We start from the raw sequence: 24,362 nt of genomic DNA, 5'->3' as shown, positions 1-24,362 counted from the left end.
GAGTTTATGAAGCGAATTTGTGTAGTAACTGGTACTAGAGCCGAATATGGTTTGCTTTTTCAACTGATGAAAATGATTCAAGCAGATGATGAATTGCAATTGCAAATTATTGCATCCGGTATGCACTTATCACCTGAGTTTGGTTTGACCTACCAGCAAATTGAAGCTGACGGATTTAGGATCGATAAAAAAGTGGAGATACTCTTATCTTCAGATACAGCTGTAGGAATTTCAAAAACGATTGGACTGGCTCATATTTCTTTTGCTGAAGCGATTGATGATTTGTCACCGGATATGATAGTCGTGTTGGGAGATAGAACTGAGATTTTTGCTCTTGCCAATGTGGCACTAATTGCTGGTATTCCAATTGCGCATATTCACGGTGGTGAATTGACTGAAGGTGCATATGACGATGCGATTCGACATTCAATTACAAAAATGAGTCATCTTCACTTTGTTTCAACTGAAGAATATCGAAAAAGGGTTATACAGTTAGGAGAACAGCCATCTACAGTTTACAATGTAGGTGCACCGGGATTAGATAACATTCGTTTAATGAACTTGCTTTCGAAAGAAGAATTTGAAGTTTCTATTGAACGAAAATTATTGAAAAAAAATCTTTTGATTACTTTTCACCCTGTGACTCTGGAAGATTCATCAGCAGAAGAGCAATTTCAATACTTATTAACCACATTAGATAAGTTGGAGAATACTTTACTAATCTTTACCAAGCCCAATTCGGATAAAAATGGTAGAGTAATTATTAGAATGATTGATGACTATGTTGCTCAAAATACAGAGAAGTCAATTGCTTTTATCTCACTGGGTCAATTACGTTACTTGTCAGCTCTACAATATGTTGATGCTGTTGTTGGGAATTCTTCCAGTGGTATTATTGAGGTGCCATCTTTTGGTATTCCAACTATAAATATAGGTGACAGACAAAAAGGACGTGTTGCTGCTCAATCAGTCATCCATTGTGGAAATCAGTCTGATAAGATTTTTGATGCGATTAATAAATCTTTATTAAAAGATTATACTGCAACAGTTAATCCTTATGGAGATGGGAAAGCATCAGAAAGAATCTTTGAGGTAATTAAGGGGTCTGCAACTATTTCTTTAAAAAAACAATTTTATAATATTTCCTTTTAGATGAAGAATTTCAGTAAACATATAATTCAAAAAACTGCTTCAATATTAGAAGCGATAGCTAAATTAGATATTATTTCTTCTGAAAATCTAACTCTATTTGTGTGTGACCAAGATGATAGGATGTTTGGAACTCTTACCGATGGCGACGTGCGAAGAGGATTGCTTAAAGGCCTTGATACTAGTGTTGCTGTATCTCAATTTATGGCTAAAGATTTTTCCTTTGTAAATTCTCATGGGGTAGATGTTTTTGAAATAAAAAAGTTTAGAAAAAAAGGTGTGAAATTGTTACCATGTCTCACAAATGAAGGTAAGATTAGCAAAGTTTATGATTTAGTTCGCCTTAAATCTGTATTGCCATTGGAATGTATGATCATGGCTGGTGGAAAAGGGGAGAGACTACGACCATTAACAGATAATACGCCTAAGCCTATGTTGAAATTGGCTGATAAGCCAATTATTGAACACAATATTGATCGTTTGATTCAATATGGAATAGAAAAAATTTACATATCTATTAAATATTTAGGTGAACAAATAAAGGATTATTTTGGAGATGGTTCAGCAAAAGGCATTTTGATTGAATACATTGAAGAAGAAAAGTTTTTGGGTACAGGTGGGGCTATTAGATTAGTGGAAAAATTTGAGTCTGAACATATTCTTATTATGAATAGTGATTTGTTTACTGATGTTGACTTTGAAGATTTATACTTGAATACACTTAATGCTGATGCTGAAATTGGAATTGCATCAATACCATATACGGTTAATATTCCCTACGCTATTTTAGAAAGAGAAGATAACAGAGTCTTATCTTTTAAAGAAAAGCCTAATAATACACATTATGCCAATGCGGGTATTTATATTATCAAAAGAGAATTGATTGAACGAATACCTTCAAATGAATTTTATAATATTACGGATTTAATTCAGAATGTCTTAGATCAAGGAGGTAAGGTGATACAGAATCCCATTTATGGTTATTGGATAGACATCGGAAAACATGAAGATTATAAAAAAGCTCAGGAATTTGTTAAGCATATAAAATATTAAGCTATGGAGAAAATTGTTCATATTGTTCATCATATAGATACCGAAGGTCCATTACATGAGCCTGTTTGTGAAGTGTTTAATCGTATAGAAAATACATTTGGAATTAAATTAGACATTATTCCTTCTATAAAGAATTTAATAAAATTACAAGAACGTAAAATAGAATTTTGTGATAGTAAACTTAAGAATGATATCGCTAAAGTTCTCGATCCGCATTTGATTAACTTTAAGTCTACTTGGGATAGCATAGATGTAATGTTGTATAAAATACTATCTAAAGAGTATCGAAATCTGTATTTAGATGATTTTGGTAATGGATTGATTTACAATTGGCATATAATAGATCATGTTGGTTTTGAAACAAATGAGAGAAGAAGAGATATTGGATACTTGAATATTTTTAATCATTACGAGCAAATATTAAAAGAAACTAATTCAAAAGATGATATTCAATGGCATTTTCATCCGATTTCCTTTTTTAAAGAGGCTCATATAACTGCGACCTCGTATGATAACTCTATGTATGAGCTTCACCAAATATTATCAAGAAGGTTGATTGATAAAAACTGGTTTCCTGTTGTTAATCGGGCTGGGTTTCATACTGTACGTCCTGATTCTGCATTTTTCCTAGAGCAGTGGATGCCGTTTGACGCATCTAATCAATCTGTATTAGATGATAATATATCTACTCAGGTTGATGCTATTAATGGAAGATATGGAGATTGGGCAGGAGCTCCATCTGATTGGACTATTTATAATCCTGATATATACGATTGGAGAAAAAAAGGTAATTCAAATAGATATATTTCAAGAGTGTTGAATATGAAAACACGATTTAGAAATGTAAGTCTTGAAGAAATTGATAAAGCATTTTTAACTGCTGATAAAACAGGTAATACTTATCTCGGAATTACCAATCATGACTTTCGTGATATGGAGTTAGAAATTGATGAATTTCAGTCAAAATTGAATATTATAAGAAAAAAATATCCAAATGTTAAAGTAAAGAACAGTACCTCAATAAAAGCTTTTAGAGATGTAATTGGTTTTGAAACAAAAGATATTGAAAATGATAATCTGGACTTTGAGGCTTCTTTTAGAGAAAATGTTTTAGATATAAAAAGAACTAATGGTGCTTTTTTTGGACCACAACCTTATCTTGCGATTAAAACAGTATACGGTAAATATTATCATGATAATTTTGATTTTGGAAAATTTAAGGAAAACTATTATTATACATTTGATCGACTAACAGTTCCTTTACACTTGGTAGATACAATATGTGTTTCTTCAAATGATAATTATGGCAATAATATTATTGTTAAGATTACAGTTAATAATGGTGTAGTTAGTGATATTAATAAAACAATTAATTCATACCGAGATAGATGATCATTAATAAAAGGATATTAGCTATCATTCCAGCAAGAGGTGGGAGTAAACGCTTACCAGGAAAAAACATAATGAATTTGGCTGGAAAACCTCTAATCGCATGGACTATTGAAGCTGCAAAACAATCAAAATATATAACTGATATTGTTGTTAGTACAGATGATGATGAGATAGCTAAAATTTCGAAAGAATATGGTGCCGAAGTTCCATTTGTGCGCCCTGATTATTTGTCCAACGATACTGCAACTTCTGTTGATGTAGTTAAACACAGTATCGATTTTTACAAACAGATGGGGAAAGAGTACAGCTACATTATGCTTTTACAACCTACATCTCCGTTGAGGACTGTTGAAGATATTAATGGTGCTGTTGAATTGCTTCTGGAGAAGAAGGCAGATTCTGTTATTTCAATGTGTGAGTGTAAACATTCTCCATTATGGACTAATATACTACCAGAAGATAATAGTATTAATAATTTTGAAAGAGATGAACTTAAAAATGTCCGATCTCAAGATTTGCCTACTTATTATCAATACAATGGTGCAATTTATATTACACAGGTAGATAGATTACTTGAAGAAAAAATGTTTAGCTTTAATACTAATTCTTATGCATATCTTATGTCTAATGAGAGATCTATTGATATTGATACTAATATTGATAAGATGATTGCAGAAATAATTTTAGGTGAAGGCTAGTACAGTTATACCTTTTACTTCATTAAAAAAGAATTTTTGCGTTGATCAATTTAATTACAGATTATGAAAAGTTTTATCACAAATAAGATTATTGATATTTTACCTTTGAGTATGCGCAAAATAGCATACTTTTTAAAGGTGAGTATTAGTAATAATAATATGCGAAATTCATATTATGACTATAGTAAATATTTTAAAGATAATTTGTCGAAGTTTAAAAATAACAAAGAAGGGGAGAAAATTTGTTTTATTATAGGGCCATGGGGAGGGACGAGTACTCCTTGGTTTACTATTACATTAAGTTTTTTAATGTTGTTTAAGAAAAAGTGTAATATTTCTTTTATTTATGTGGATATACCATTTCCTAAGTATGATTATGCTTATTTTATTGACCAGTATTTTATTAGTAAGTTATTAAAATTAATAAATAAAAACTTTAATGTTATTACATTAAGCGATGTTCACGAGTTTGAAGGTGAGATTGATCACCTTGATCAGTTTGTTAAGAATAATATGACTCACTATACAAAAGCTAAATGTTTCATTGAAGAGAATGATATACTTTATGCTGAGATTGAAAAGCATCTTGAGACTGTACAGAGACGGGCAATAAAACTATTTGAAACAATTGATATCGATAAATTAATTACACCTGGTGGTGTCTGGGCTTATAGTTCAATTTTCGTAATCGAATCAAAGAAACATCAAATTCCTTTTTTTACATTTGATTCAACATATGGATGCATTACGTTTACTCGTAATGGTATTGCATCACAACAACAGGATATTGAAGAAGCATTTGATTTATTAATGTCTAATGATGAATCAGAAATAGATTCAATATATAATAGAGCAAAAAAAGAATTTTTTCTAAGACAGCGTGGCGAAGATATATTTAATTATCAACTTGTAAAGAAAACTGGGAAAAGTTACGATTTTGAAGTCGTTTTTATTCTTAATATCGATTGGGACTCATCTGCTGTTGGTTTGCATAATAAATTTGAGAATACGATAGATTGGATAACTGAAACTGTTCAGTATATTTTAGGTCATTCAACTTACAAAATTGCAATTAGGCAACATCCAGCGGAGAGGTGTGATAGTGACAAATCAAATTATTCATTGAAGACTATCTTGGATGAAAAGTTTGGTGAGAATCCGAGATTTAAATTTATATCAGCTTATGATAAAGTTAACACTTATGATTTGATGGACAAATGTAAGATTGTGTTAGCTTATACTTCAACAATGGCAATAGAAGCTGCTGCAATGGGTAAAAGTGTAATAATCGCTGGTAATTGTTACTATCAAAATCTTGGATTTTTACATCATTCTGAAACCAAAGATGAATATTTTCAAAAAATTGAAGAAGCATTGAATGATAAATTAAATAATTTTGAATTTCAAGAAAGGAATGCTTGGGTTACGTACTATTTAACTCAAATATGTAATCGAGCATGGACTGATTTTACACCACTATTTGTTGATTTTGAAAAATGGGTTGTTAAAGACTTTATGGTCTTAAGCGAGGAAGTTGAAGTTTCTAAATTGTTGGAATCTTTAGATGAGAATAAGCCTTACGCATACGTCATGCATGAGCATTTTCAATCAGAAAAATGTAAATAATGTCCCAAAGGAAGCTTTTTTTTAAGAATACTTTTTATAATGTGTTCTTTTTAGTGATTACACAGTTACTAAATCTATTTATTCTTCCCCTTTTTATAAATAATATAGGAGCTGAATTATATGGTATTTGGATATTATCCAATATTATTATTGGGTATATGGGAGTTCTGGATTTTGGTTTTGGTATAGGTGTTCAAAAATATTTATCAAAAGCATATATTGGAAATCAAAAATTATATTTTAATCAAGTATTTAGTACAGGAATAGCTTTACATCTATTTATTGGTATTTTAATAGCCATTTTGGTTGTTTATTTTAATCACAATATTGTTTCTTTTTTTAATATTGAGGCTACTTTACTTGTACAGGCTCAACAAGTTCTTCTGATTGCTGGAATATTTTCTGTTCTTATTTGGCCAATGAAGATGGTTAGTTCTGTATTTCCTGCTATATTAGATTATAAATTAGACAGTAAGTTAAAAGCGTATGTCTCATTTACTAAAACATTAGTTCTTCTTTTGTCTGTCTATATTTCATTGGATATAGTTACAATTGCCCTAATCTATAACATGGTCGGTGTTCTTATGTGGCTACCAACAATATTTTCTGTTAGAAAATCGGTCAATTATATTCAGTGCAAGTTTTCGTTTGTAAGAAAATCTGTTTTTAAAGAAATATTTTCATTTAGTATGGGAATGTTCTTCCTACAATTGATGAGAATGCTAAGTGTACAGCTCGATAATCTCATTATTGGGCGTTTGCTATCAGTAAGAGAAGTTTCGCACTATAAAATCACTTCGACACCTTTTATTATGTCCGAATCGTTTTTAGGTATGATATCAGGTGTTATTATGCCAACTATTTTTGCTGCTGATGCTAATAATAATAGAGCTTTAATAAATAGGATGGCCATAATAGGCGTTAAATACTTTGCTATTTGTAGTGTACCCATGGCTTTAGCTGGTATTGTACTTACTAAGCCTTTTTTTTTATTATGGGTTGGTAGCGAATATACAAATTTGGTAGTTTGGGCTCAAATATATATGCTGATTTATATTATAGCTCCTGGTTTTGGGGTTATATCTAATATTGTTTTTGCTTTGGGGCATACAAAGAAAGTTAATTCTTATTTTATGCTTAGTGTTATTATAAATGTAACATTGAGTATTCTATTGATTCCAAAATATGGTATTGGAGGTCCTATATTGGGGACTTTAATTTCTAGTATTACTGTTACTATACCTTCTTTCTTTCATTATTGTAAGATATTGAATTTGCATTGGAGAGATATGTTTTTTACATCTTACAAGATTGTTTTGGCATCCACACCTTTGTTTTTATTATTGTATACAGTTAGTAACTTTTATTTAGATTTTAATAATTGGATGAGTTTTATATTATTTGCGGCCTTATCTTTAACTTGTTTGCTTTTACCAATGTTTTTTTTCTTGGAGATAGAAGAAAAGAAAAAGATAAAGTTATTATTAGGCTCACTTAAATTAAATAGAAATTAATGTATAGCTTGTTTCAATTACTTAACCGTATATGGGTGAGAGTATACTCTCTAATAATTGGCGATTTATTCGCCAATAAAGCTATTGGCTTGAGAATAAATTATCCTTCAACTATTCTCAATCCAAAAATGATTAAGATTGGCGAAAATGTTGTTATCAAGGAGCATTGCTGGTTAAATGTATTTGAAAATAAAGAAGGCAATGCATTGACTATTGGGGATGGAGTATATATCGGTCGTTTTTGTCATATTAATGCAAAAATTAATGTTTATATACATAGTAATGTTCTGATTGCTGATAGAGTGTACATTAGCGATACAACACATGTTTATGAGAATAACGATTTACCTATCATTAAACAAGATTGCCGTTATGAAGGTGATATTGTCATTAAAGAGGGGGCTTGGATTGGATGTGGAGTTGTAATACTGCCAGGGGTAACCATTGGTTTGAATTCTGTTGTTGCTGCTAATGCTGTCGTTACTAAAGATGTACCTGATTACTCTATTGTAGGTGGGGTTCCAGCTAAGTTAATAAAAACGATAGCTTAAATTTATGAGGATTATGAAATTTATAAAACAACTATATTACTTTTTTAATATTAAAAGACATTATCAGAAATATAGATTAAACCTTAATTTAGGAAAATTTGGGTGCATCTCTGAAAATAGTATTTTGATGTCTGAATTTAATTTGTGTTTAATTAATCCAGAACCTCATAGAAAGTATTTAACAATAGGAGATGATTGTATATTATCGTGCTCTATTGTTTTTGAATCTTCAGAAGGCAACGTATCTATTGGAGATGGAGTCTATATTGGTGGAAGTAAGATTATTTGTCGTTCTAAAATTATTTTTGAAGATAATGTTACAGTTGCTTGGGGTACGTATTTTTATGATCATAATTCACATTCTTTAGATTTTAAAGAAAGAATAAATGATCAAAAAAGGCAATTAGATGATATTAGAAATGGCAGAAGTAGTTTTATTGAAAGCAAAAAATGGGATGTTGTTGATAGTGTTCCTATAACAGTTAAGAAAAACGCTTGGATTGGTATGAACTGTATAATTCTTAAGGGGGTTACAATTGGAGAAGGTGCTATAGTTGGGGCTGGTAGCGTTGTTACTAAAGATGTGCCAGCTTGGTCTATTGTTGCTGGTAATCCTGCAAAAATTGTTAAGGCTAATATTGAAGATATTACAAAATAAATTGTAGGTTTTGCTAATAATAATAATTGTTATTATTTTGGCTTTACCCTTTTGTTTAGATCAACATAATTTGATTATAAAGAATGATTATTGAGAATGACTAGAAGGAAATATATTGTAACAGGAGCTTGTGGTTATATTGGAAAAAAAGTGGTTGAGAAACTTATTTCTAAGGGTGAAAAAGTTATTGCGGTAGATGTTAAAAAAGATGATTTTAAATGTGAATTCTATCAGAAAGACCTTAATCGTATTGGAGCTTTGGATTATTTAATTGATGAAAACAGTATTGTTATTCATCTTGCTGCTCATGCAAATGTTGGTGAGTCACTAATTGATCCCCTTAACGATTTTAATGCAAATGTAGTTTCAACGATCAATGTTTTGGAGTCGTTAAGAAAGAAAAATGGCAGTATGGTATTTGCATCAACGTCCTCTGTTTTCGATTTGTCTAATAAAGCACCTTTAACTGAAAAATCGTACAAGAAGCCAACATCACCCTATGGGGCTTCTAAATTAGCTTGTGAGGCATATTGTATGGCCTATGCTAGGTCATATAATTTAGATATTAAAATCGCTAGAATTTTCAGTATTTATGGTGATGATTTAAATAGGTTTGTTATTTACGATCTAATTCAAAAAATTAAGGCAAATCCCAAGGTAATCGAGCTTTTTGGGGACGGAAAACAAATTAGAGATTTTACCTATATTCAAGATATTGTTAATGGTTTAATATTTATTGCCGATAAAGGGATAATTGGTGAAGATTATAATTTAGCAAATGGAAGACCAATTAAAATTATTGAATTGGCTCAACTACTTACTGAGTTGTTAAATAAAAATGAAATTATTATTTCTCCTAACAATATTGCAAATGCTGGTGAAGTAACTAGCATGTATGCTGATACGTCGAAATTAAAAGAATTAGGTTTCTTGCCAAGATTCTCACTAGAAAAAGGATTAGAAAAAATTATTAATGGATTATAAAAACAAAATATTATTATTCACAGGAAGTTTCCCTCCTCCTTTTGCAGGAGGGTCTGTAGAATATCTTCATAATTTGATAAAGTGTTTTCCAAAGGATACTGTCGTAATTAACACTTCGCACTTGTCAAAAGATGATTGTAAGAAGTTTGATGATGAGTTTTCTCAAAAACTAATTAGGAAAAGGTTTATTATTCATGTATTAGAAGGTGCAAGAGTTAATGTATTAAAAAAGATAGTTTGTAATTTATTATGGCCTCTTTATTCTATTTGGATCATTTTAAAACTTAGGCCGAAGATAATCTATGTAGGCGAATACAATATATCTTTATTGGGAGTTTGGCTTGTTAAGAGGTTTTTTAAGATTCCTCTTGTATTATTTACTTATGCAGAAGAAATAACACAGCTAATAAATACATCTTGGCATAGTAAATTATTGAGATATACGATACGTAAGTCTGATGCCATAATTACTGTTTCAGATTATACTAAAAGTCTTTTAATTGACCTAGGTGGGAAGCAGGAAACAATTTTTAAAATATTACCATCTGTAAGTTCTAATAAGCTTGTAGTTGGTAGAGACGTTGTTGAGATGCTAAAGCTTAAGTATGACTTGGAAGGTAAAGAAATTATATTAACTGTTGGTCGTTTAGAAGAACGAAAAGGTCATGTTGCTGTTTTAAATACAATGCCAGAGTTAATTACTTGTAATAAGAATCTGGTATATGTCATTGTAGGCACAGGAAATTACGAGAATGAAATAAGAGCATGTATCACTAAAAATGGAATTGAGGATCATGTTATTATGACAGGGCGAATTGATAATGCCGACCTCGCGGCACTCTACAGTATGGCAAAATTATTTATTATGCCACATCGTGAGTTGGATAATGGCGACACAGAGGGGTGTCCCACTGTGTTTTTGGAGGCCAGTTCTCATGGTTTACCAGTTATTGGAGGTAAATCAGGAGGTGTTCGTGATGCAATATTGGATCAGAAAACAGGTTATATTATTGATGGTAAAAATAAGCTGGAAATAAGAACCAAACTCTATCAGCTATTAAATAATAGTGACTTGTGTAGTCGCTTTGGTGAGAATGGTATTAAATACACGGCTCTATTAACTCCTGAAAATAATATCAAGAGACTTGAATTAGTGAATGATTATTTATTAAAAAAACAATAGGTACTTAGTTTATGAAAAAATCGAAAGTTGCATTAATAACCGGAATAACCGGACAAGATGGTAGTTATTTAGCTGAATTGTTAATTGATAAAGGTTATGTAGTTCATGGAGTTAGACGTAGAAGCTCTATGTTCAATACAGATAGAATTGATCATTTGTATGAAGATAAACATATTGCTGATCGAAGTTTGATTCTGCATTATGGGGATCTTTCTGACTCGACAAATATGATTCGTATAATTCAGGAAGTTCAGCCTGATGAAATATATAATTTGGCAGCAATGAGTCATGTTCACGTTAGTTTTTTAACCCCTGAATATGTTGCTGATACTGATGGTATAGGCACTCTAAGATTACTTGAAGCAGTAAGAATTTTGGGATTAACAAAAAAAACCAAAATTTATCAAGCTTCTACTAGTGAACTATATGGACTGGTACAAGAAATACCACAAAGAGAAACGACTCCGTTTTATCCACGTTCTCCATACGCTTGTGCTAAACTATATGCTTATTGGATAACAGTTAATTATAGAGAAGCATATAATATGTTTGCTTGTAACGGGATTTTATTTAATCATGAATCACCTAGACGTGGCGAGACTTTTGTAACTAGAAAAATTACCAAAGCTGTTGCCAGAATTGCACTTGGTTTACAACCAAAGTTATATCTTGGAAATTTATCATCAAAAAGGGACTGGGGGCACGCTAAGGATTACGTCAGAGCAATGTATCTTATGTTACAACAAGATGAACCCCAGGATTTTGTTATATCCACGGGTGTTACGACTTCAGTTAGAGATTTTGTAACCAAGACTTTTTTCGAATTGGGTATCGAAATTGAATTTAGAGGTGAGGGAGTAAATGAAAAAGGTTACATTTCTAAATGTAATAATAATGAATATTCTGTAGCTGAGGGAACAGAAGTTGTTGTTGTTGATCCAGAGTATTTTAGGCCTACAGAGGTTGACTTGCTTATTGGTGATCCTGCAAAAGCGAATAAATTACTAAAGTGGACTCCTGAGTACGATTTAGATGGCCTTATAAAAGACATGATATCTTCTGATGTTGAATTAATGAAAAAGGATCGATATTTAATGCAGAATGGTTTTAAAGTTCTACAAAAGCATGAATAAGATAACGGTAGTAATTGTTCTTTATAATTCTGACGTATTTTGCTCTAAGACTTTAACGAGTTTAAGTGCAATTTACTATGAGAATACAGATCTGTTTAAAAACCTCAATTTAATTGTTTACGATAACAGCGAAATAAGGCAGAATATTGAATCTAATCTTCCTTTTAGTATACGTTATTGTCACGATTTAAAAAATCCAGGGATTGCTAAACCTTATAATGTTGCACTCAAATATGCTGTGCAAACATCTTCTAGATGGTTAATGTTGCTTGATCAGGATACTGAACTTACAGAAGAATATTTCAGAGAAATGTCATTTTTTGTAGAGCAGGATAATCTAGATGACATTGTTGCTATTGTTCCAAAAGTGAGATGTCAAAATAGAATTGTTTCTCCAACAAGGAGCTTCTTAGGAGGTGTCCAAAGGTATATTGATCTAAGTACAAAAGGAACTTTTACTTATGTTGATAAATTAACAGGTATTAATTCATGTACAATGCTACTTGTTAGCTATATTGAGTCTCTAGGTGGGTTTGAAGAGAGTTTCCACTTAGACATGTTGGATCATTGGTATTTCAATATGATTAATAAACAACAGAAAAAAATATTTATTTTAGATGTTTTTATTGAGCATAGCTTGTCGATATATAATTATGATTCGGAAATGAGTGTTGGTAGATATGAGAATATAATTAATTCAGAAATCAGATTTCATAAAAACTACTCACATTATTTGAGTAATATCGTTTTTGTAATACGATTAATTTTTAGAGGACTGTATCAGTTATTATTCTTAGATAATAAAGAGTATGGAAAATTAACATTTCTTTCATTAACAAAAGTACTATAGTGTATATGAGTGATATAAAGATTTTTTCGCCTTACAAGTGATTATGGATAATTTAACAAAGTATGCATATGTATTGTTTATTGGAAGTTGTATTTTTGATCCAGCGAATAAATTATTGGGATTAAAGATGCCTCTTTTTATTCTTATAATGATTCTTCTTTTTTTGCAAAGAGGAAGAATTATTTTTGAAAAGAAGATATTAATATATGTTCTAGTATTTAGTCTATTATTACCATTGTTGTCAATCACATTATCTGTGATTTTTTCCTACGATAAACTGGATATTTCTAATGGAATTTTTTGGATTAAACCATTTTTGTTTCTTTTTTTAACATTTTCGTTATATAATATTAAAATAGATGTAGTTAAAATACTTTTCGAGGTTCTTTCTGTTTTATCCGGGATAATTGTTTTTGTATTTCTTTTATGTAAGTTGTTTGATTTAAATACATCTGCATTGTATTTATTTGGAAATAAATATGGGATTTTTACAATTCAAGATAGAAGTTTCGGATCTCTTAAATTATTTTCGATGTATTTTCACACTTCTCCTTTGATAGTTTTTGCGACAACTTTCTATGGATATAAGTTTATTGAGGAAAGAAAAAAACGTGATTTATTGTTTTTGTTACTGAATGTTTTGGGTTTATTTTTATCTGGAACTCGTAATAATATGTTTATGAGTATATTTAGTATTGCACTTGTATTCTTATATTATGGTTCAAGAAAGATAAAATTAGGCATTTTATTAGCCTGCTTTAGTTCATTACTTTTTCTTGTAAATTCTGGAGTTATTTCTGAGTTATTATCAAAAAAAGAAGTTTCAAATCAAACGAAACTAGCCTATATCCCTGACTATGTAAAAGTTTTTGATGATGTGAATAATCTAATTTTTGGACAAGGGCTTGGATCAAGATTCTATGTGAATGTGCATAGCGATTGGGTTGATAATACGGAATTAAGCTACTTTGAGTTACTACGACGATTTGGAATTATTATCGGTTTTGTGTATATCTTAATGTTGTTTATTCCGTTTGTGTATATTAATAAACGGACAGCGTGGATTTTATGTTCTTATTTTTGTTATTTAATAATGATTAATACAAATCCCTTCTTTTTTTCTTCTAATGGTATGCTTCTTCTAAGTATCGTTTTAGTTTATTTAGTTAAAAATCATCAAAAATTGCCTTATGAGTTTACCCATAGTTAGTATCGTATTATTAAACTGGAATGGAGATAAGTATATAAATGATTGTCTTAAGTCTGTATTGTGTCAGGATTATTCTAATTTGGAAACTGTTATAGTTGATAATAATTCTACCGATGATTCTTTAAATAAAGCTAAAGTTTTATGTTCTGATGCGATATTTTGTGAATCTGATGTTAATTTAGGTTTTACGGGGGGTATGAATTTAGGAATTTCTGTTTCTACAGGGAAATATATATTGCTTTTGAATAATGATGTTTATCTAGACAGTTCTTATGTTAGTCAATGTGTTGAATTTCTTGAGAAACCAGAATACTCTAATGTTGGATGTGTTGCAGGTTCAGAATTTTTATGGAATAAATCTGAATTAACTAATATTAAAGTTTCACAGGGTGTTCTATTTATCAAGTATCGATTGCAATTAAAGGAAATGGGTCATGCTAATGAACTTCAAGAATGTTTTGGTGTCTCGGGTAGTTTTCCCATTTTTAGAAGAGCAGCTATAGACGATTTAGTTGATGTTTCTGGTCATTTTTTCGATGAAGCATTTGAAACAGGTTGGGAAGATACTGATGTTCGATTTAGGCTTTTTTTTAGAAATTGGAAAACTTATTTTATTCCAGATGCCAAAGCTTGGCATGTAGGCTCTGGTTCTGATAATGAGAATAAATCTTTAATATCTAAATCTAGAGATTATCAAATCAGGATTTTTAGAAATAGAAGATATGTAATAAATAAAAATATACCTAATGTGTTTTTTTTATGGCGCGTTTTTTTATTCTTTCTTGAGCCCGTTATTTTCTTCTATTATTGCACAGTTTCTATAAAAACTGCTAGATACATGGTAAAGGGGAATTTGCTTGCTTTTGAAACATCTAGTGATACGAAATTTAAAAGGTTTAAAATAATGTCCTCTTTGCTTATAAACCCTTTAGATTTGAAACAATATATTAAAAATAAATAAATAATGTTTAAAGATAAAATTCTTTTAATTACGGGAGGAACAGGATCCTTTGGAAATGCTGTTTTAAATCGTTTTTTAGATTCTAATATAAAAGAAATCCGTATTTTTTCCCGGGATGAGAAAAAGCAGGATGACATGCGTCACCGTTTGCAAAATCCAAAGGTGAAATTTTATATTGGAGATGTAAGAGATAAGCGTTCGGTGGATATGGCAATGAGGGGGGTGGATTACGTATTTTCTGCTGCTGCTTTAAAACAAGTTCCTTCTTGTGAATTTTTTCCCATGCAAGCCGTTAAAACAAATGTGGATGGAACCGATAATGTGATTCAATCGGCAATTGCTTATGGCGTAAAAAATGTAGTAGTTCTGTCAACTGATAAAGCGGCATATCCTATTAATGCCATGGGAATTAGTAAAGCCATGATGGAGAAAGTTGCCATTGCTCACGGTAGAGCATTAGGAGCAGATGCTAAAACAATTATTTGCTGTACCCGTTATGGAAATGTAATGGCTAGCAGGGGTTCAGTGATTCCTTTGTGGGTGGATCAAATCAAGGCTGGAAATTCCATTACTATTACCGATCCGAATATGACTCGTTTCATGATGACTCTGGATGATGCTGTGGATTTGGTAATTTATGCATTTCAAAATGGGGAAAATGGAGATCTCTTTGTGCAGAAAGCTCCAGCTGCCACTTTGTCTGTTTTGTCCGAATCTCTGAAACAATTATACCAGGCAGATACTGAAGTAAAAACAATTGGAACCCGTCATGGTGAAAAATTATATGAAACTTTAGTAACCCGGGAAGAAATGGCGAAAGCGATTGATATGGGTGAGTATTATCGAATTCCTTGTGATAATAGAGATTTGAATTACGATAAGTTTTTTAATGAAGGAGATGAAAAATTATCAAGGATAGAAGATTATCATTCTCACAATACAACTCCATTAGATGTGAAGGGGATGAAACAATTACTTTTGAAATTAGATTTTATTAGTAAGGATATACTGGATGAGAAGTGTGAGCCTGTAAAAATATAATAGAAAATGTAATGAAGATATTAATAACAGGTGCAAAGGGATTTATAGGTAAAAACTTGGTAAGTCATTTGAGAAATATCCAAGAAGGGAAGGATAAAACCTATACTCTTGATCCAAATTTCGAAATATTAGAGTGCGATATTGATACGGATGCTGCGATATTGGAACAATACAGCCAGGAAGCTGATTTTATTTACAATTTGGCAGGAATCAATCGTCCGGAGAAAGAATCTGAGTTCATGGAGGGAAATTATGATTTTGCTTCTGATCTTTTGGATTTACTGCAAAAATATCAGAATACCTGTCCAATTATGCTTTCTTCATCTGCTCAGGCCAGTTTGGATAACCCCTATGGGAGATCAAAGAAAGCAGGGGAAGACCTATTATTTCAATATGCGAATAAAACCGGGGCAAAGGTGATGGTGTATCGTTTTCCAAATGTTTTTGGAAAATGGTGCAGGCCAAATTATAACTCAGCGATTGCTACTTTTTGCAATAACATAGCCAATGACTTGGATATTAGCATTTCGGATAGAAACTACAAAATGACTCTGATTTATATTGATGATCTTGTCAAAGAATTAATTTTTGCTTTGCAAGGAAAGGAAAACAGAGAAGGGAATTTTTGTGCAGTTCCTATCGTTCATCATAAAACGCTTGGAGAAATTGCTGATCTACTTTATTCCTTTAAAGATAGCCGTAATGATCTTTCAGTGGCCAATATGAATGATCCTTTTGCCAAAAAATTATATTCGACCTATTTAAGCTACCTGCCATGCGATAAGTTTTCCTATTTATTAAAAATGAATGTTGATCCTCGTGGTTCCTTCACAGAAATGCTAAAAAGTAAGGATAGGGGGCAGGTGTCTGTGAATATATCCAAACCTGGGATTGTGAAAGGGAATCATTGGCATCACAGCAAGAATGAAAAGTTTTTGGTGGTGAGTGGAAAAGGCGTGATCCGCTTTCGTAAAATAGATGAAGAAAAGGTATATGAGTATTTTGTTTCAGGAGATCAACTAGAGGTCGTTGATATTCCTGTTGGATATACGCATAATATAGAAAATTTGGCAGCAACCGATATGGTAACCGTGATGTGGGTGAATGAACCGTTTGATCCTGAATTTCCCGATACATTTTATTTAGAAGTGTAGTTAGTGATTGGTAGTTTGTGATTCGTAAGCTGTAAATGGTTATTTGTAACTTATAGGTGTAGAGCAGTAATTAGTTTTCAAATCAAAAATATCTAATCACTATTTACTAATAACAAGTCACCATTATCTGAAAATTAATTGAAATGGTAAAAACTCATAAAGATTTAGAGGTTTGGAATAAAGCTATTGATTTTGTTACTGCGATCTACAGTGTGAGCAGTAAGTTTCCAAAGTCCGAATTATACGGATTAACATCACAAATTCGAAGAGCATCAATTTCCATCCCTTCTAATATTGCTGAAGGAGCATGTCGAAATCATAAGGCAGAATTTATTCAGTTTCTCTATATTTCCTTATCAAGTGCAGCAGAAGTTGATACACAATTAATTATTGCTGGCAATTTGACTTTTATAGAAAAAGAAAGTCAACAAAAACTTTTATCAGAACTAAATACGATCTCCAAAATGTTACAAGGTTTGATCAAATCAATAAAAAAATAGATATAACACAATGTCAAATAAAAACATACCAGTTACCAATAACAAATCACCAATGACTAAACTAAAGGTCCTTACCGTAGTTGGTACCCGTCCAGAGATTATACGTTTGTCACGTGTTTTGTTGAAATTGGATGAAACTGAAAGTATCGAGCACATTCTGGTGCATACGGGCCAGAATTACGATTACGAATTAAATGAAGTATTTTTTAAAGATCTTGGTTTGCGTAAACCGGATTACTTTTTAAATGCTGCGGGAGGAAATGCGACAACTACGGCTGGTAAGATATTAATGAATATTGATCCTGTATTAGAAGAGATACAACCTGATGCGTTTTTGGTATTGGGGGATACCAACTCTTGTTTGTGTGCCATAGCAGCGAAAAAGCGTAAAATTCCGATTTTCCATATGGAAGCAGGAAACCGTTGTTTTGATCAACGGGTTCCGGAGGAAACCAACCGTAAAATTGTGGATCATATATCTGATATTAACCTGACTTATAGTGATATTGCCAGGGAATATTTGTTGCGTGAAGGTTTACCTGCAGATCGCATTATAAAAACAGGATCGCCTATATTCGAGGTAGTTCATGCCTATCAGGGGCAAATAGATGGATCGGACGTATTGGAAAGATTACATTTGAAGAAGGGAGAATATTTTGTTGTTTCAGCGCATCGTGAGGAGAACATCAATTCAGATAACTTCATGAATTTAGTGATTTCTTTAAATGCGGTAGCTGAAAAATATCAATTGCCGGTTATTGTTTCAACTCATCCCCGGACCCGCAATCGTATTGAAGAAACTGGAGCTGAATTTAATTCATTGATTCAACTAATGAAGCCATTGGGTTTTCATGATTACAATCATTTGCAGAAAAATGCCAGAGCTGTACTATCTGATAGCGGAACTATTTCAGAGGAATCGTCTATCATGAATTTTCCGGCATTGAACATTCGAGAAGCTCACGAGCGTCCTGAAGCAATGGAAGAAGCTTCGGTAATGATGGTCGGTTTAAATCCTGAAAGAATCATGCAGGGCTTGGCTGTAATTGATACTCAAAAGCGAGGAGAGGAACGTAATTTGCGCCCTGTATCTGATTATTCAATGCCCAATGTTTCAGATAAAGTTGTGAGAATAATTTTATCCTATACGGATTATATCAACAGAGTTGTTTGGAGTAAATAGTTATATATGAAAATTCTTTTTGTTTCTCAATATTTTTGGCCAGAGACTTTTAAAGGTAATGATATTGTTTTTGAATTGGCAAAAAAAGGCCATGAGATTACTGTATTGACTGCTAAGCCAAATTATCCAGAAGGAAATTTTTACGAAGGGTATGGATTTTTCAAGCCCAATGAAGAAATTGTAAATGGTGTTCGTATTATTCGTACTCCAATCATACCAAGGAAAAATGGAAATGCAATTCATTTAGCTTTAAATTATTTTTCGTTTGTCTTTTTTAGTTTTATCATTTTTTTATTTAAGTTGAAAAATAATTATGATATAATACTTGTACAACAATTATCCCCAATTTTTTCTGCATTGCCTGGAGTTTGGATGAAAAAAAAATATAAGATTCCAATGGTTTTATGGGTATTAGATTTGTGGCCAGAAAGTATTTCTGCGGCGAGTAATTTTAAATCTGGCATATTATTAGACTGGATTAATAGTATAGTTAAAAAAGTTTATTCGTCTTCAGATCATATATTAATAAGTTCTCGTAATTTTGAAAAATCCATTAAGGAAAAAGTAAAAAAGAATATTGATATAACCTATTTTCCCAATTGGGCAGAAGATCTATTTACGAACAAAAATGGAGTGTTAACTAATATTTCAGGTTTGTCTTCTGGGTTTAATATTATGTTTGCTGGTAATGTGGGGGAATCGCAAGACTTCGAATCAATCTTAAAGGCTGCAAAAATAACAGAAACTGCCGGTGTTAATTGGATAATTATAGGAGAGGGCAGAAAAACGTCTTGGGTAAAACAAGAAATAAAGGAGAAACAATTATCTAACGTTTACCTTCTAGGACGTCATCCAATAGAAATGATGCCTTCTTTCTTCAAAAAAGCGGATGTTATGTTAGTTTCTTTGAAAGATGAACCTATATTTAGTTTAACAGTTCCTGCAAAAATTCAAGCTTATATGGCTTCCGGGAAGATTATTTTAGGAATGTTGAATGGAGAAGGGGCTGAATTAATAAAAATATCAAAATGTGGATTTTCAGTACCTGCTGGTAATTTTATTCAATTGGCAGAGAAGGCTATATTTTTAGCGTCACTTTCTTCTCAGGAAAAGAAAATATTTGAGAAAAATGCTTTGAGTCATTATAATGATTTTTTTGACAAAAAAATGTTATTTGATCAGCTAGAAAGGATATTGAAATCTGTTAAGCATTGATTACGTTAATTATTGCATATTTCTTTAACGAATATGTTGTTTATAATTGGTTGATTGTATATCGATTGGTTAAAGAAATTGGATGTGTTTATAAATGAGTTTTTAATTTACCTAAATACAGGTAATTACCTTGAAAAATATGAAAGGAATAATCTTAGCAGGAGGCAGCGGAACCCGTTTGTATCCCATTACCAAAGGAGTTTCGAAGCAGCTATTACCGGTTTACGATAAACCCATGATTTATTATCCATTGTCAGTATTGATGTTGGCAGGGATTCAGGAAATATTAATCATCTCGACTCCTGAGGATCTTCCTAATTTTGAGAAATTATTGGGAACAGGGGAAGAATTGGGACTGAAATTATCTTATAAAGAGCAGCCAAGTCCTGACGGATTGGCTCAGGCTTTTATTATTGGGGATGAATTTATTGGTGATGATTCGGTTTGTTTGGTTTTGGGTGACAATATTTTCTACGGACACAACCTTACCGGCATGTTGAAAAATGCCCGTAAAAATGTGGAAGAGGAAGGAAAAGCTACCGTTTTTGGGTACTATGTGAATGATCCGGAACGTTATGGTGTAGCTGCTTTTGATGAAAATGGAACTGTAACTTCGATTGAGGAAAAACCTGAGAATCCAGCATCCAATTATGCCGTGGTAGGTTTGTATTTCTATTCGAACGATGTGGTTCAAGTAGCAAAGAATGTGAAACCATCACATCGTGGAGAATTGGAAATTACTACGGTAAATCAGGAATATTTGGCGCAAGGACGCTTGAAAGTCGAATTGATGGGCCGAGGTTATGCTTGGTTGGATACGGGTACACATGAATCTTTATTGGCTGCCGGAAGTTTTATTGAGACCATTGAAACCCGTCAGGGATTGAAAGTGGCTTGTCTAGAGGAAATTGCCTATGCTAAAGGCTACATTAATGCCGAACAGGTGAAAAAATTGGCGGAGCCGTTGAAGAAGAATGGATATGGTCAGTATTTGTTAAATCTTATTGGAGAAAAAAATTAAAACCACAGATGACACAGATTTGCACAGATTAATAATTTTAAATAAAAGATGATCGCGATGAGCTATGATAATTTCTTATTTAAAGATGAATGCTATGCTATTTTAGGTTGTTGTATGGCAGTACATTCTGAATTAGGTTGTGGTTTTCTAGAAGCAGTATATCAAGAGGCTTTAGAGTATGAGTTTTCGCGAAAATGTATTTCTTATGAACGAGAAGCTCAAATTGATATCAATTATAAGGGAATTATCTTGGATAAGAAGTACTATGCCGATTTTATATGTCATGATAAGATCATTTTAGAGTTAAAATCAGTTAAAGCAATTGAAGATGTTCATATCGCACAGTTGATGAATTATTTAAAGGCGACAGGAATGCAAGTCGGTTATCTGATCAATTTTGGAGCAACAAGCCTAGAATATAAACGTTTTGTAATTTAATCTGTGAAAATCTGTGTCATCTGTGGTTAATAAAATATAATTAATGCAATTTATAAAAACAGAAATACCCGAAGTAGTCATCATTGAACCAAAAGTATTTGGGGATGACAGGGGCTACTTTTTTGAATCTTTCAATCAGAAGGAATTCGAAGAAAACATTGGGAAAGTCGATTTTGTTCAGGACAATGAATCGAAGTCTTCAAGAGGAGTGCTTCGAGGTCTTCATTTTCAAAAACCACCTTTCAATCAAGCCAAACTGGTGCGTTGTATTGAAGGTGAAGTTTTGGATATAGCAGTGGATCTTCGAAAAGGTTCTACTACCTATAAAAAATATGTGGCGGTAAACTTAAGCGGAGATAATAAACGGCAATTGTTTGTGCCACGAGGGTTTGCACATGGTTTTGTGGTATTGAGTGAAAAAGCAACATTTGCCTATAAGGTGGACAATTGGTATGCTCCCGATCATGATTCCGGCATTGTCTGGAATGATGAAGAGATTGCTGTGGATTGGCAAATTGCTATTAATGAAGTTCAATTGTCTGGAAAAGATAAGGAGCTGAAGCCATTGTCACAAACTGAAAACCCTTTCTAAATTATAAGGAACCACTAATTTTCACTAATGACCACTAATTATTTATGATGATAATCTAAAGGTCTTAACCTCCCAGTTAAACTTTTAAATTTGTGTCATTTGAGTAATTTGTGGAAAAAAATAAGGAAATGAAAATATTAGTAACAGGAGCCAATGGGCAGTTGGGCTCAGAAATAAATGGACTAGCCGATTCTTATTCAAATTTGGATTTTGTGTTTTCTGATTTGCCGGAATTGGATATTTGTAATAAAGAGAAACTATCTCAGTTCGTAAGCGAAAATAAAATCGAAGCAATCATCAATTGTGCTGCTTACACTGCTGTGGACAAAGCAGAAGAAGATTTTGAAACGGCAGAATTAGTGAACGCTACGGCAGTTGGTAATTTGGTGTTTGTAGCTGAAGAGCAGAATTTGAAGTTGATTCACATTTCTACTGATTACGTTTTTGATGGAACTGCTCATTTTCCTTATACAGAAGATTATGAGGTTTCTCCAATTGGAGTATATGGGGCTACGAAACGAAAAGGGGAGGAGTATGTGATTAATTCGGAATCAGAATCCATTGTAATTCGTACTTCCTGGTTGTATTCTTCTTTTGGAAACAATTTTGTGAAAACGATGTTACGTTTGGGGAAGGAGCGAGATGAGTTGGGCGTTATTTTCGATCAGGTGGGAACGCCAACTTATGCGAGAGATTTGGCACAAGCTTGTCTGGAAATTTTTTCTAAAGAAGAAAAATTAGACCAAAAAGGGAAAATCTATCATTTCTCGAACGAAGGGGTGGCTTCCTGGTACGACTTTTCGAAGGCTATTATGGAGATTGGGATGGTGGATTGTCTTGTGAAGCCAATCGAAACAAAAGATTATCCAACACCAGCTCAGCGTCCTCATTATTCAGTGATGAATAAGGCGAAAATTAAAGCTGATTTTGGAATAGAGGTTCCTTACTGGAGAGATTCTTTAAAGGAATGTATCTCAAGGATAAAGGAGGAAGTCTAAAGGAGAAAAGTATAAAGTGTAAAGTAGAAAGTGTAAAGGAATAAGTATAAAGTGCAGTTAATTTGGTTTTTAACCTTGTCTTTCCTTTCATCTTTCATCTTGTTTTCCTTTATCCTTATTATAACTTTACCCATGTTTCATCTACAATATTTAAACTATAAAAAACACATAAACAATGAAAAGTATATTAGTTACAGGTGGCGCCGGGTTTATCGGATCTCACTTAGTTCGTTTGCTGGTTAATAAATATCCTGATTATAGAATCGTAAACATGGATGTTTTGACTTATGCAGGAAATCTTGCTAATTTGACAGATATTGAAAATAAAGAAAATTACGAATTCGTAAAATGTGACATTTGTGATTTTGAAAAGGTTCAAAAAGTATTTTTAGATTATCAGATCGAAAGTGTTATTCATTTGGCGGCAGAATCTCATGTTGACCGTTCCATAAAAGATCCGTTTTCCTTTGCTCAAACCAATGTAATGGGAACATTGAGTCTATTACAAGCTGCAAAATTTGCCTGGGAAGGTAATTACGAAGGAAAATTGTTTTATCATGTATCTACAGATGAAGTATATGGCTCTTTAGGGGGAGAAGGTTTCTTTTTGGAAACGACAGCTTACGATCCTCATTCACCTTATTCTGCATCCAAAGCTTCTTCGGATCACTTTGTGAGAGCTTTTCAGGATACTTTTGGATTACCAACCGTAATTTCCAATTGCTCCAATAACTATGGTTCCTTTCAGTTTCCTGAGAAATTAATTCCATTATTTATCAACAATATTTGCAACAACAAAGCTCTTCCGGTTTATGGGAAAGGGGAGAATGTTCGCGATTGGTTGTATGTAGAAGATCATGCGCGTGCCATTGATGTGATTTTCCACAAGGGAAAGCAAGGAGATACCTATAATATTGGTGGTTTTAACGAATGGACAAATATCGACTTGATTAAGGTGATGATTAAAACCGTTGACCGATTATTGGGTCGGGAAGAAGGTGCTTCTGAAAAATTGATTACCTATGTTACCGATCGTGCCGGCCATGATTTGCGTTATGCGATTGACTCTACCAAATTAAAGAATGAATTGGGCTGGGAGCCATCACTTCAGTTTGAAGAAGGAATTGAGAAAACTGTAAAATGGTATTTGGAAAATAAGGAATGGATGGAGAACATCACCAGCGGTGAGTACGAAAAGTACTACGAAGAGATGTATTCCAAATAGAAAGTAATTGGGTGACTTAGAGCTATTTTTTAC

Annotated in this window: 24 protein-coding genes; all 24 read left to right on the top strand. The window is 32.4% G+C overall.

The genetic code is table 11. The annotated features are described in order from the left end of the window. Positions 1-6: 6 nt before the first annotated feature. The 24 genes from neuC (at position 7) to rfbB (ending at position 24,329) form a co-directional block, all read left to right on the top strand. Entirely contained in the window at positions 7-1,152 is a 1,146-nt protein-coding gene (gene neuC, locus BZG01_RS03310; protein ID WP_101308407.1) for a UDP-N-acetylglucosamine 2-epimerase, read from the top strand. Further along, a complete protein-coding gene (locus BZG01_RS03305; RefSeq protein WP_101308406.1) occupies positions 1,153-2,202 on the top strand; it encodes a nucleotidyltransferase family protein in 1,050 nt (349 codons plus the stop codon). Between the two features lie 3 nt (positions 2,203-2,205). Next, complete coding sequence (locus BZG01_RS03300; protein ID WP_101308405.1) at positions 2,206-3,594, top strand: 14-3-3 family protein; 1,389 nt, start codon at positions 2,206-2,208, stop codon at positions 3,592-3,594. After that, entirely contained in the window at positions 3,591-4,292 is a 702-nt protein-coding gene (locus BZG01_RS03295) for an acylneuraminate cytidylyltransferase family protein (RefSeq protein WP_180327191.1), read from the top strand. Before BZG01_RS03300 ends, BZG01_RS03295 begins: the two co-directional genes overlap by 4 nt. A 63-nt stretch (positions 4,293-4,355) precedes the next feature. Beyond that, positions 4,356-5,918: a capsular polysaccharide export protein, LipB/KpsS family gene (locus BZG01_RS03290; protein ID WP_101308404.1), complete on the top strand. Its 1,563-nt coding sequence runs from the start codon at positions 4,356-4,358 to the stop codon at positions 5,916-5,918. Continuing rightward, positions 5,918-7,432 (top strand): oligosaccharide flippase family protein, encoded by a 1,515-nt coding sequence (locus BZG01_RS03285; RefSeq protein WP_101308403.1) that lies wholly within the window; start codon positions 5,918-5,920, stop codon positions 7,430-7,432. Before BZG01_RS03290 ends, BZG01_RS03285 begins: the two co-directional genes overlap by 1 nt. Before the next feature lie 35 nt (positions 7,433-7,467). Beyond that, positions 7,468-7,983: an acyltransferase gene (locus BZG01_RS21960; protein ID WP_281256411.1), complete on the top strand. Its 516-nt coding sequence runs from the start codon at positions 7,468-7,470 to the stop codon at positions 7,981-7,983. A 13-nt stretch (positions 7,984-7,996) separates the two neighbouring features. Next, positions 7,997-8,641 carry an acyltransferase gene (locus tag BZG01_RS21955; protein ID WP_101308401.1) on the top strand — a complete coding sequence of 215 codons (645 nt, stop codon included), beginning with the start codon at positions 7,997-7,999 and terminating at the stop codon, positions 8,639-8,641. Between the two features lie 96 nt (positions 8,642-8,737). After that, entirely contained in the window at positions 8,738-9,625 is an 888-nt protein-coding gene (locus tag BZG01_RS03270) for an NAD-dependent epimerase/dehydratase family protein (RefSeq protein ID WP_101308400.1), read from the top strand. Then, complete coding sequence (locus BZG01_RS03265; protein ID WP_101308399.1) at positions 9,615-10,808, top strand: glycosyltransferase family 4 protein; 1,194 nt, start codon at positions 9,615-9,617, stop codon at positions 10,806-10,808. Before BZG01_RS03270 ends, BZG01_RS03265 begins: the two co-directional genes overlap by 11 nt. A gap of 11 nt (positions 10,809-10,819) precedes the next feature. Next, the gene (gene gmd, locus BZG01_RS03260; RefSeq protein ID WP_101308398.1) at positions 10,820-11,941 is read left to right on the top strand and encodes a GDP-mannose 4,6-dehydratase; all 1,122 of its coding nucleotides are present in this window, start codon (positions 10,820-10,822) and stop codon (positions 11,939-11,941) included. Next, positions 11,934-12,791: a glycosyltransferase gene (locus tag BZG01_RS03255; protein WP_180327189.1), complete on the top strand. Its 858-nt coding sequence runs from the start codon at positions 11,934-11,936 to the stop codon at positions 12,789-12,791. The genes gmd and BZG01_RS03255 overlap by 8 nt, the downstream gene beginning before the upstream one ends. Before the next feature lie 43 nt (positions 12,792-12,834). Beyond that, positions 12,835-14,001: a hypothetical protein gene (locus tag BZG01_RS03250; protein ID WP_101308396.1), complete on the top strand. Its 1,167-nt coding sequence runs from the start codon at positions 12,835-12,837 to the stop codon at positions 13,999-14,001. Further along, complete coding sequence (locus tag BZG01_RS03245) at positions 13,982-14,962, top strand: glycosyltransferase family 2 protein (protein ID WP_101308395.1); 981 nt, start codon at positions 13,982-13,984, stop codon at positions 14,960-14,962. Before BZG01_RS03250 ends, BZG01_RS03245 begins: the two co-directional genes overlap by 20 nt. A 3-nt stretch (positions 14,963-14,965) precedes the next feature. Beyond that, positions 14,966-16,003, top strand: a complete 1,038-nt coding sequence (locus BZG01_RS03240) for a polysaccharide biosynthesis protein (RefSeq protein ID WP_101308394.1) — start codon at positions 14,966-14,968, stop codon at positions 16,001-16,003. A gap of 11 nt (positions 16,004-16,014) precedes the next feature. Beyond that, positions 16,015-17,157, top strand: coding sequence for a capsular polysaccharide biosynthesis protein CapF (locus tag BZG01_RS03235; protein ID WP_101308393.1), 1,143 nt, complete (start codon positions 16,015-16,017; stop codon positions 17,155-17,157). Between the two features lie 143 nt (positions 17,158-17,300). Then, entirely contained in the window at positions 17,301-17,657 is a 357-nt protein-coding gene (locus tag BZG01_RS03230) for a four helix bundle protein (RefSeq protein ID WP_101308392.1), read from the top strand. Positions 17,658-17,709: 52 nt separating this feature from the next. Then, on the top strand, positions 17,710-18,840 hold the full coding sequence (gene wecB / locus BZG01_RS03225; protein WP_101308498.1) for a non-hydrolyzing UDP-N-acetylglucosamine 2-epimerase: 1,131 nt from the start codon (positions 17,710-17,712) through the stop codon (positions 18,838-18,840). A gap of 6 nt (positions 18,841-18,846) precedes the next feature. Next, entirely contained in the window at positions 18,847-20,055 is a 1,209-nt protein-coding gene (locus tag BZG01_RS03220) for a glycosyltransferase family 4 protein (protein ID WP_101308391.1), read from the top strand. 139 nt (positions 20,056-20,194) lie between these two features. Next, entirely contained in the window at positions 20,195-21,076 is an 882-nt protein-coding gene (gene rfbA / locus BZG01_RS03215) for a glucose-1-phosphate thymidylyltransferase RfbA (RefSeq protein WP_101308390.1), read from the top strand. Positions 21,077-21,133: 57 nt separating this feature from the next. After that, positions 21,134-21,514, top strand: a complete 381-nt coding sequence (locus BZG01_RS03210) for a GxxExxY protein (RefSeq protein WP_101308497.1) — start codon at positions 21,134-21,136, stop codon at positions 21,512-21,514. A 43-nt stretch (positions 21,515-21,557) separates the two neighbouring features. Next, complete coding sequence (rfbC, locus tag BZG01_RS03205) at positions 21,558-22,106, top strand: dTDP-4-dehydrorhamnose 3,5-epimerase (RefSeq protein WP_101308389.1); 549 nt, start codon at positions 21,558-21,560, stop codon at positions 22,104-22,106. Between the two features lie 128 nt (positions 22,107-22,234). Further along, positions 22,235-23,104, top strand: a complete 870-nt coding sequence (gene rfbD / locus BZG01_RS03200; RefSeq protein ID WP_101308496.1) for a dTDP-4-dehydrorhamnose reductase — start codon at positions 22,235-22,237, stop codon at positions 23,102-23,104. 175 nt (positions 23,105-23,279) lie between these two features. Beyond that, positions 23,280-24,329: a dTDP-glucose 4,6-dehydratase gene (gene rfbB, locus BZG01_RS03195; RefSeq protein ID WP_101308388.1), complete on the top strand. Its 1,050-nt coding sequence runs from the start codon at positions 23,280-23,282 to the stop codon at positions 24,327-24,329. Positions 24,330-24,362 lie beyond the last annotated feature (33 nt).

It is taken from the genome of Labilibaculum manganireducens, from assembly GCF_002843385.1.
Classification (GTDB): Bacteria; Bacteroidota; Bacteroidia; order Bacteroidales; family Marinifilaceae; genus Labilibaculum; species Labilibaculum manganireducens.
Note: the sequence above shows the minus strand (reverse complement) of the source record. Positions and strands in the feature narration are given on the sequence as shown.

Coding starts and splice junctions, on each gene's coding strand:
- neuC (WP_101308407.1), top strand. CDS start 7: ATGAAGCGAATTTGTGTAGTAACTGGTACTAGAGCCGAATATGGTTTG.
- BZG01_RS03305 (WP_101308406.1), top strand. CDS start 1,153: ATGAAGAATTTCAGTAAACATATAATTCAAAAAACTGCTTCAATATTA.
- BZG01_RS03300 (WP_101308405.1), top strand. CDS start 2,206: ATGGAGAAAATTGTTCATATTGTTCATCATATAGATACCGAAGGTCCA.
- BZG01_RS03295 (WP_180327191.1), top strand. CDS start 3,591: ATGATCATTAATAAAAGGATATTAGCTATCATTCCAGCAAGAGGTGGG.
- BZG01_RS03290 (WP_101308404.1), top strand. CDS start 4,356: ATGAAAAGTTTTATCACAAATAAGATTATTGATATTTTACCTTTGAGT.
- BZG01_RS03285 (WP_101308403.1), top strand. CDS start 5,918: ATGTCCCAAAGGAAGCTTTTTTTTAAGAATACTTTTTATAATGTGTTC.
- BZG01_RS21955 (WP_101308401.1), top strand. CDS start 7,997: ATGAAATTTATAAAACAACTATATTACTTTTTTAATATTAAAAGACAT.
- BZG01_RS03270 (WP_101308400.1), top strand. CDS start 8,738: ATGACTAGAAGGAAATATATTGTAACAGGAGCTTGTGGTTATATTGGA.
- BZG01_RS03265 (WP_101308399.1), top strand. CDS start 9,615: ATGGATTATAAAAACAAAATATTATTATTCACAGGAAGTTTCCCTCCT.
- gmd (WP_101308398.1), top strand. CDS start 10,820: ATGAAAAAATCGAAAGTTGCATTAATAACCGGAATAACCGGACAAGAT.
- BZG01_RS03255 (WP_180327189.1), top strand. CDS start 11,934: ATGAATAAGATAACGGTAGTAATTGTTCTTTATAATTCTGACGTATTT.
- BZG01_RS03250 (WP_101308396.1), top strand. CDS start 12,835: ATGGATAATTTAACAAAGTATGCATATGTATTGTTTATTGGAAGTTGT.
- BZG01_RS03245 (WP_101308395.1), top strand. CDS start 13,982: ATGAGTTTACCCATAGTTAGTATCGTATTATTAAACTGGAATGGAGAT.
- BZG01_RS03240 (WP_101308394.1), top strand. CDS start 14,966: ATGTTTAAAGATAAAATTCTTTTAATTACGGGAGGAACAGGATCCTTT.
- BZG01_RS03235 (WP_101308393.1), top strand. CDS start 16,015: ATGAAGATATTAATAACAGGTGCAAAGGGATTTATAGGTAAAAACTTG.
- BZG01_RS03230 (WP_101308392.1), top strand. CDS start 17,301: ATGGTAAAAACTCATAAAGATTTAGAGGTTTGGAATAAAGCTATTGAT.
- wecB (WP_101308498.1), top strand. CDS start 17,710: ATGACTAAACTAAAGGTCCTTACCGTAGTTGGTACCCGTCCAGAGATT.
- BZG01_RS03220 (WP_101308391.1), top strand. CDS start 18,847: ATGAAAATTCTTTTTGTTTCTCAATATTTTTGGCCAGAGACTTTTAAA.
- rfbA (WP_101308390.1), top strand. CDS start 20,195: ATGAAAGGAATAATCTTAGCAGGAGGCAGCGGAACCCGTTTGTATCCC.
- BZG01_RS03210 (WP_101308497.1), top strand. CDS start 21,134: ATGAGCTATGATAATTTCTTATTTAAAGATGAATGCTATGCTATTTTA.
- rfbC (WP_101308389.1), top strand. CDS start 21,558: ATGCAATTTATAAAAACAGAAATACCCGAAGTAGTCATCATTGAACCA.
- rfbD (WP_101308496.1), top strand. CDS start 22,235: ATGAAAATATTAGTAACAGGAGCCAATGGGCAGTTGGGCTCAGAAATA.
- rfbB (WP_101308388.1), top strand. CDS start 23,280: ATGAAAAGTATATTAGTTACAGGTGGCGCCGGGTTTATCGGATCTCAC.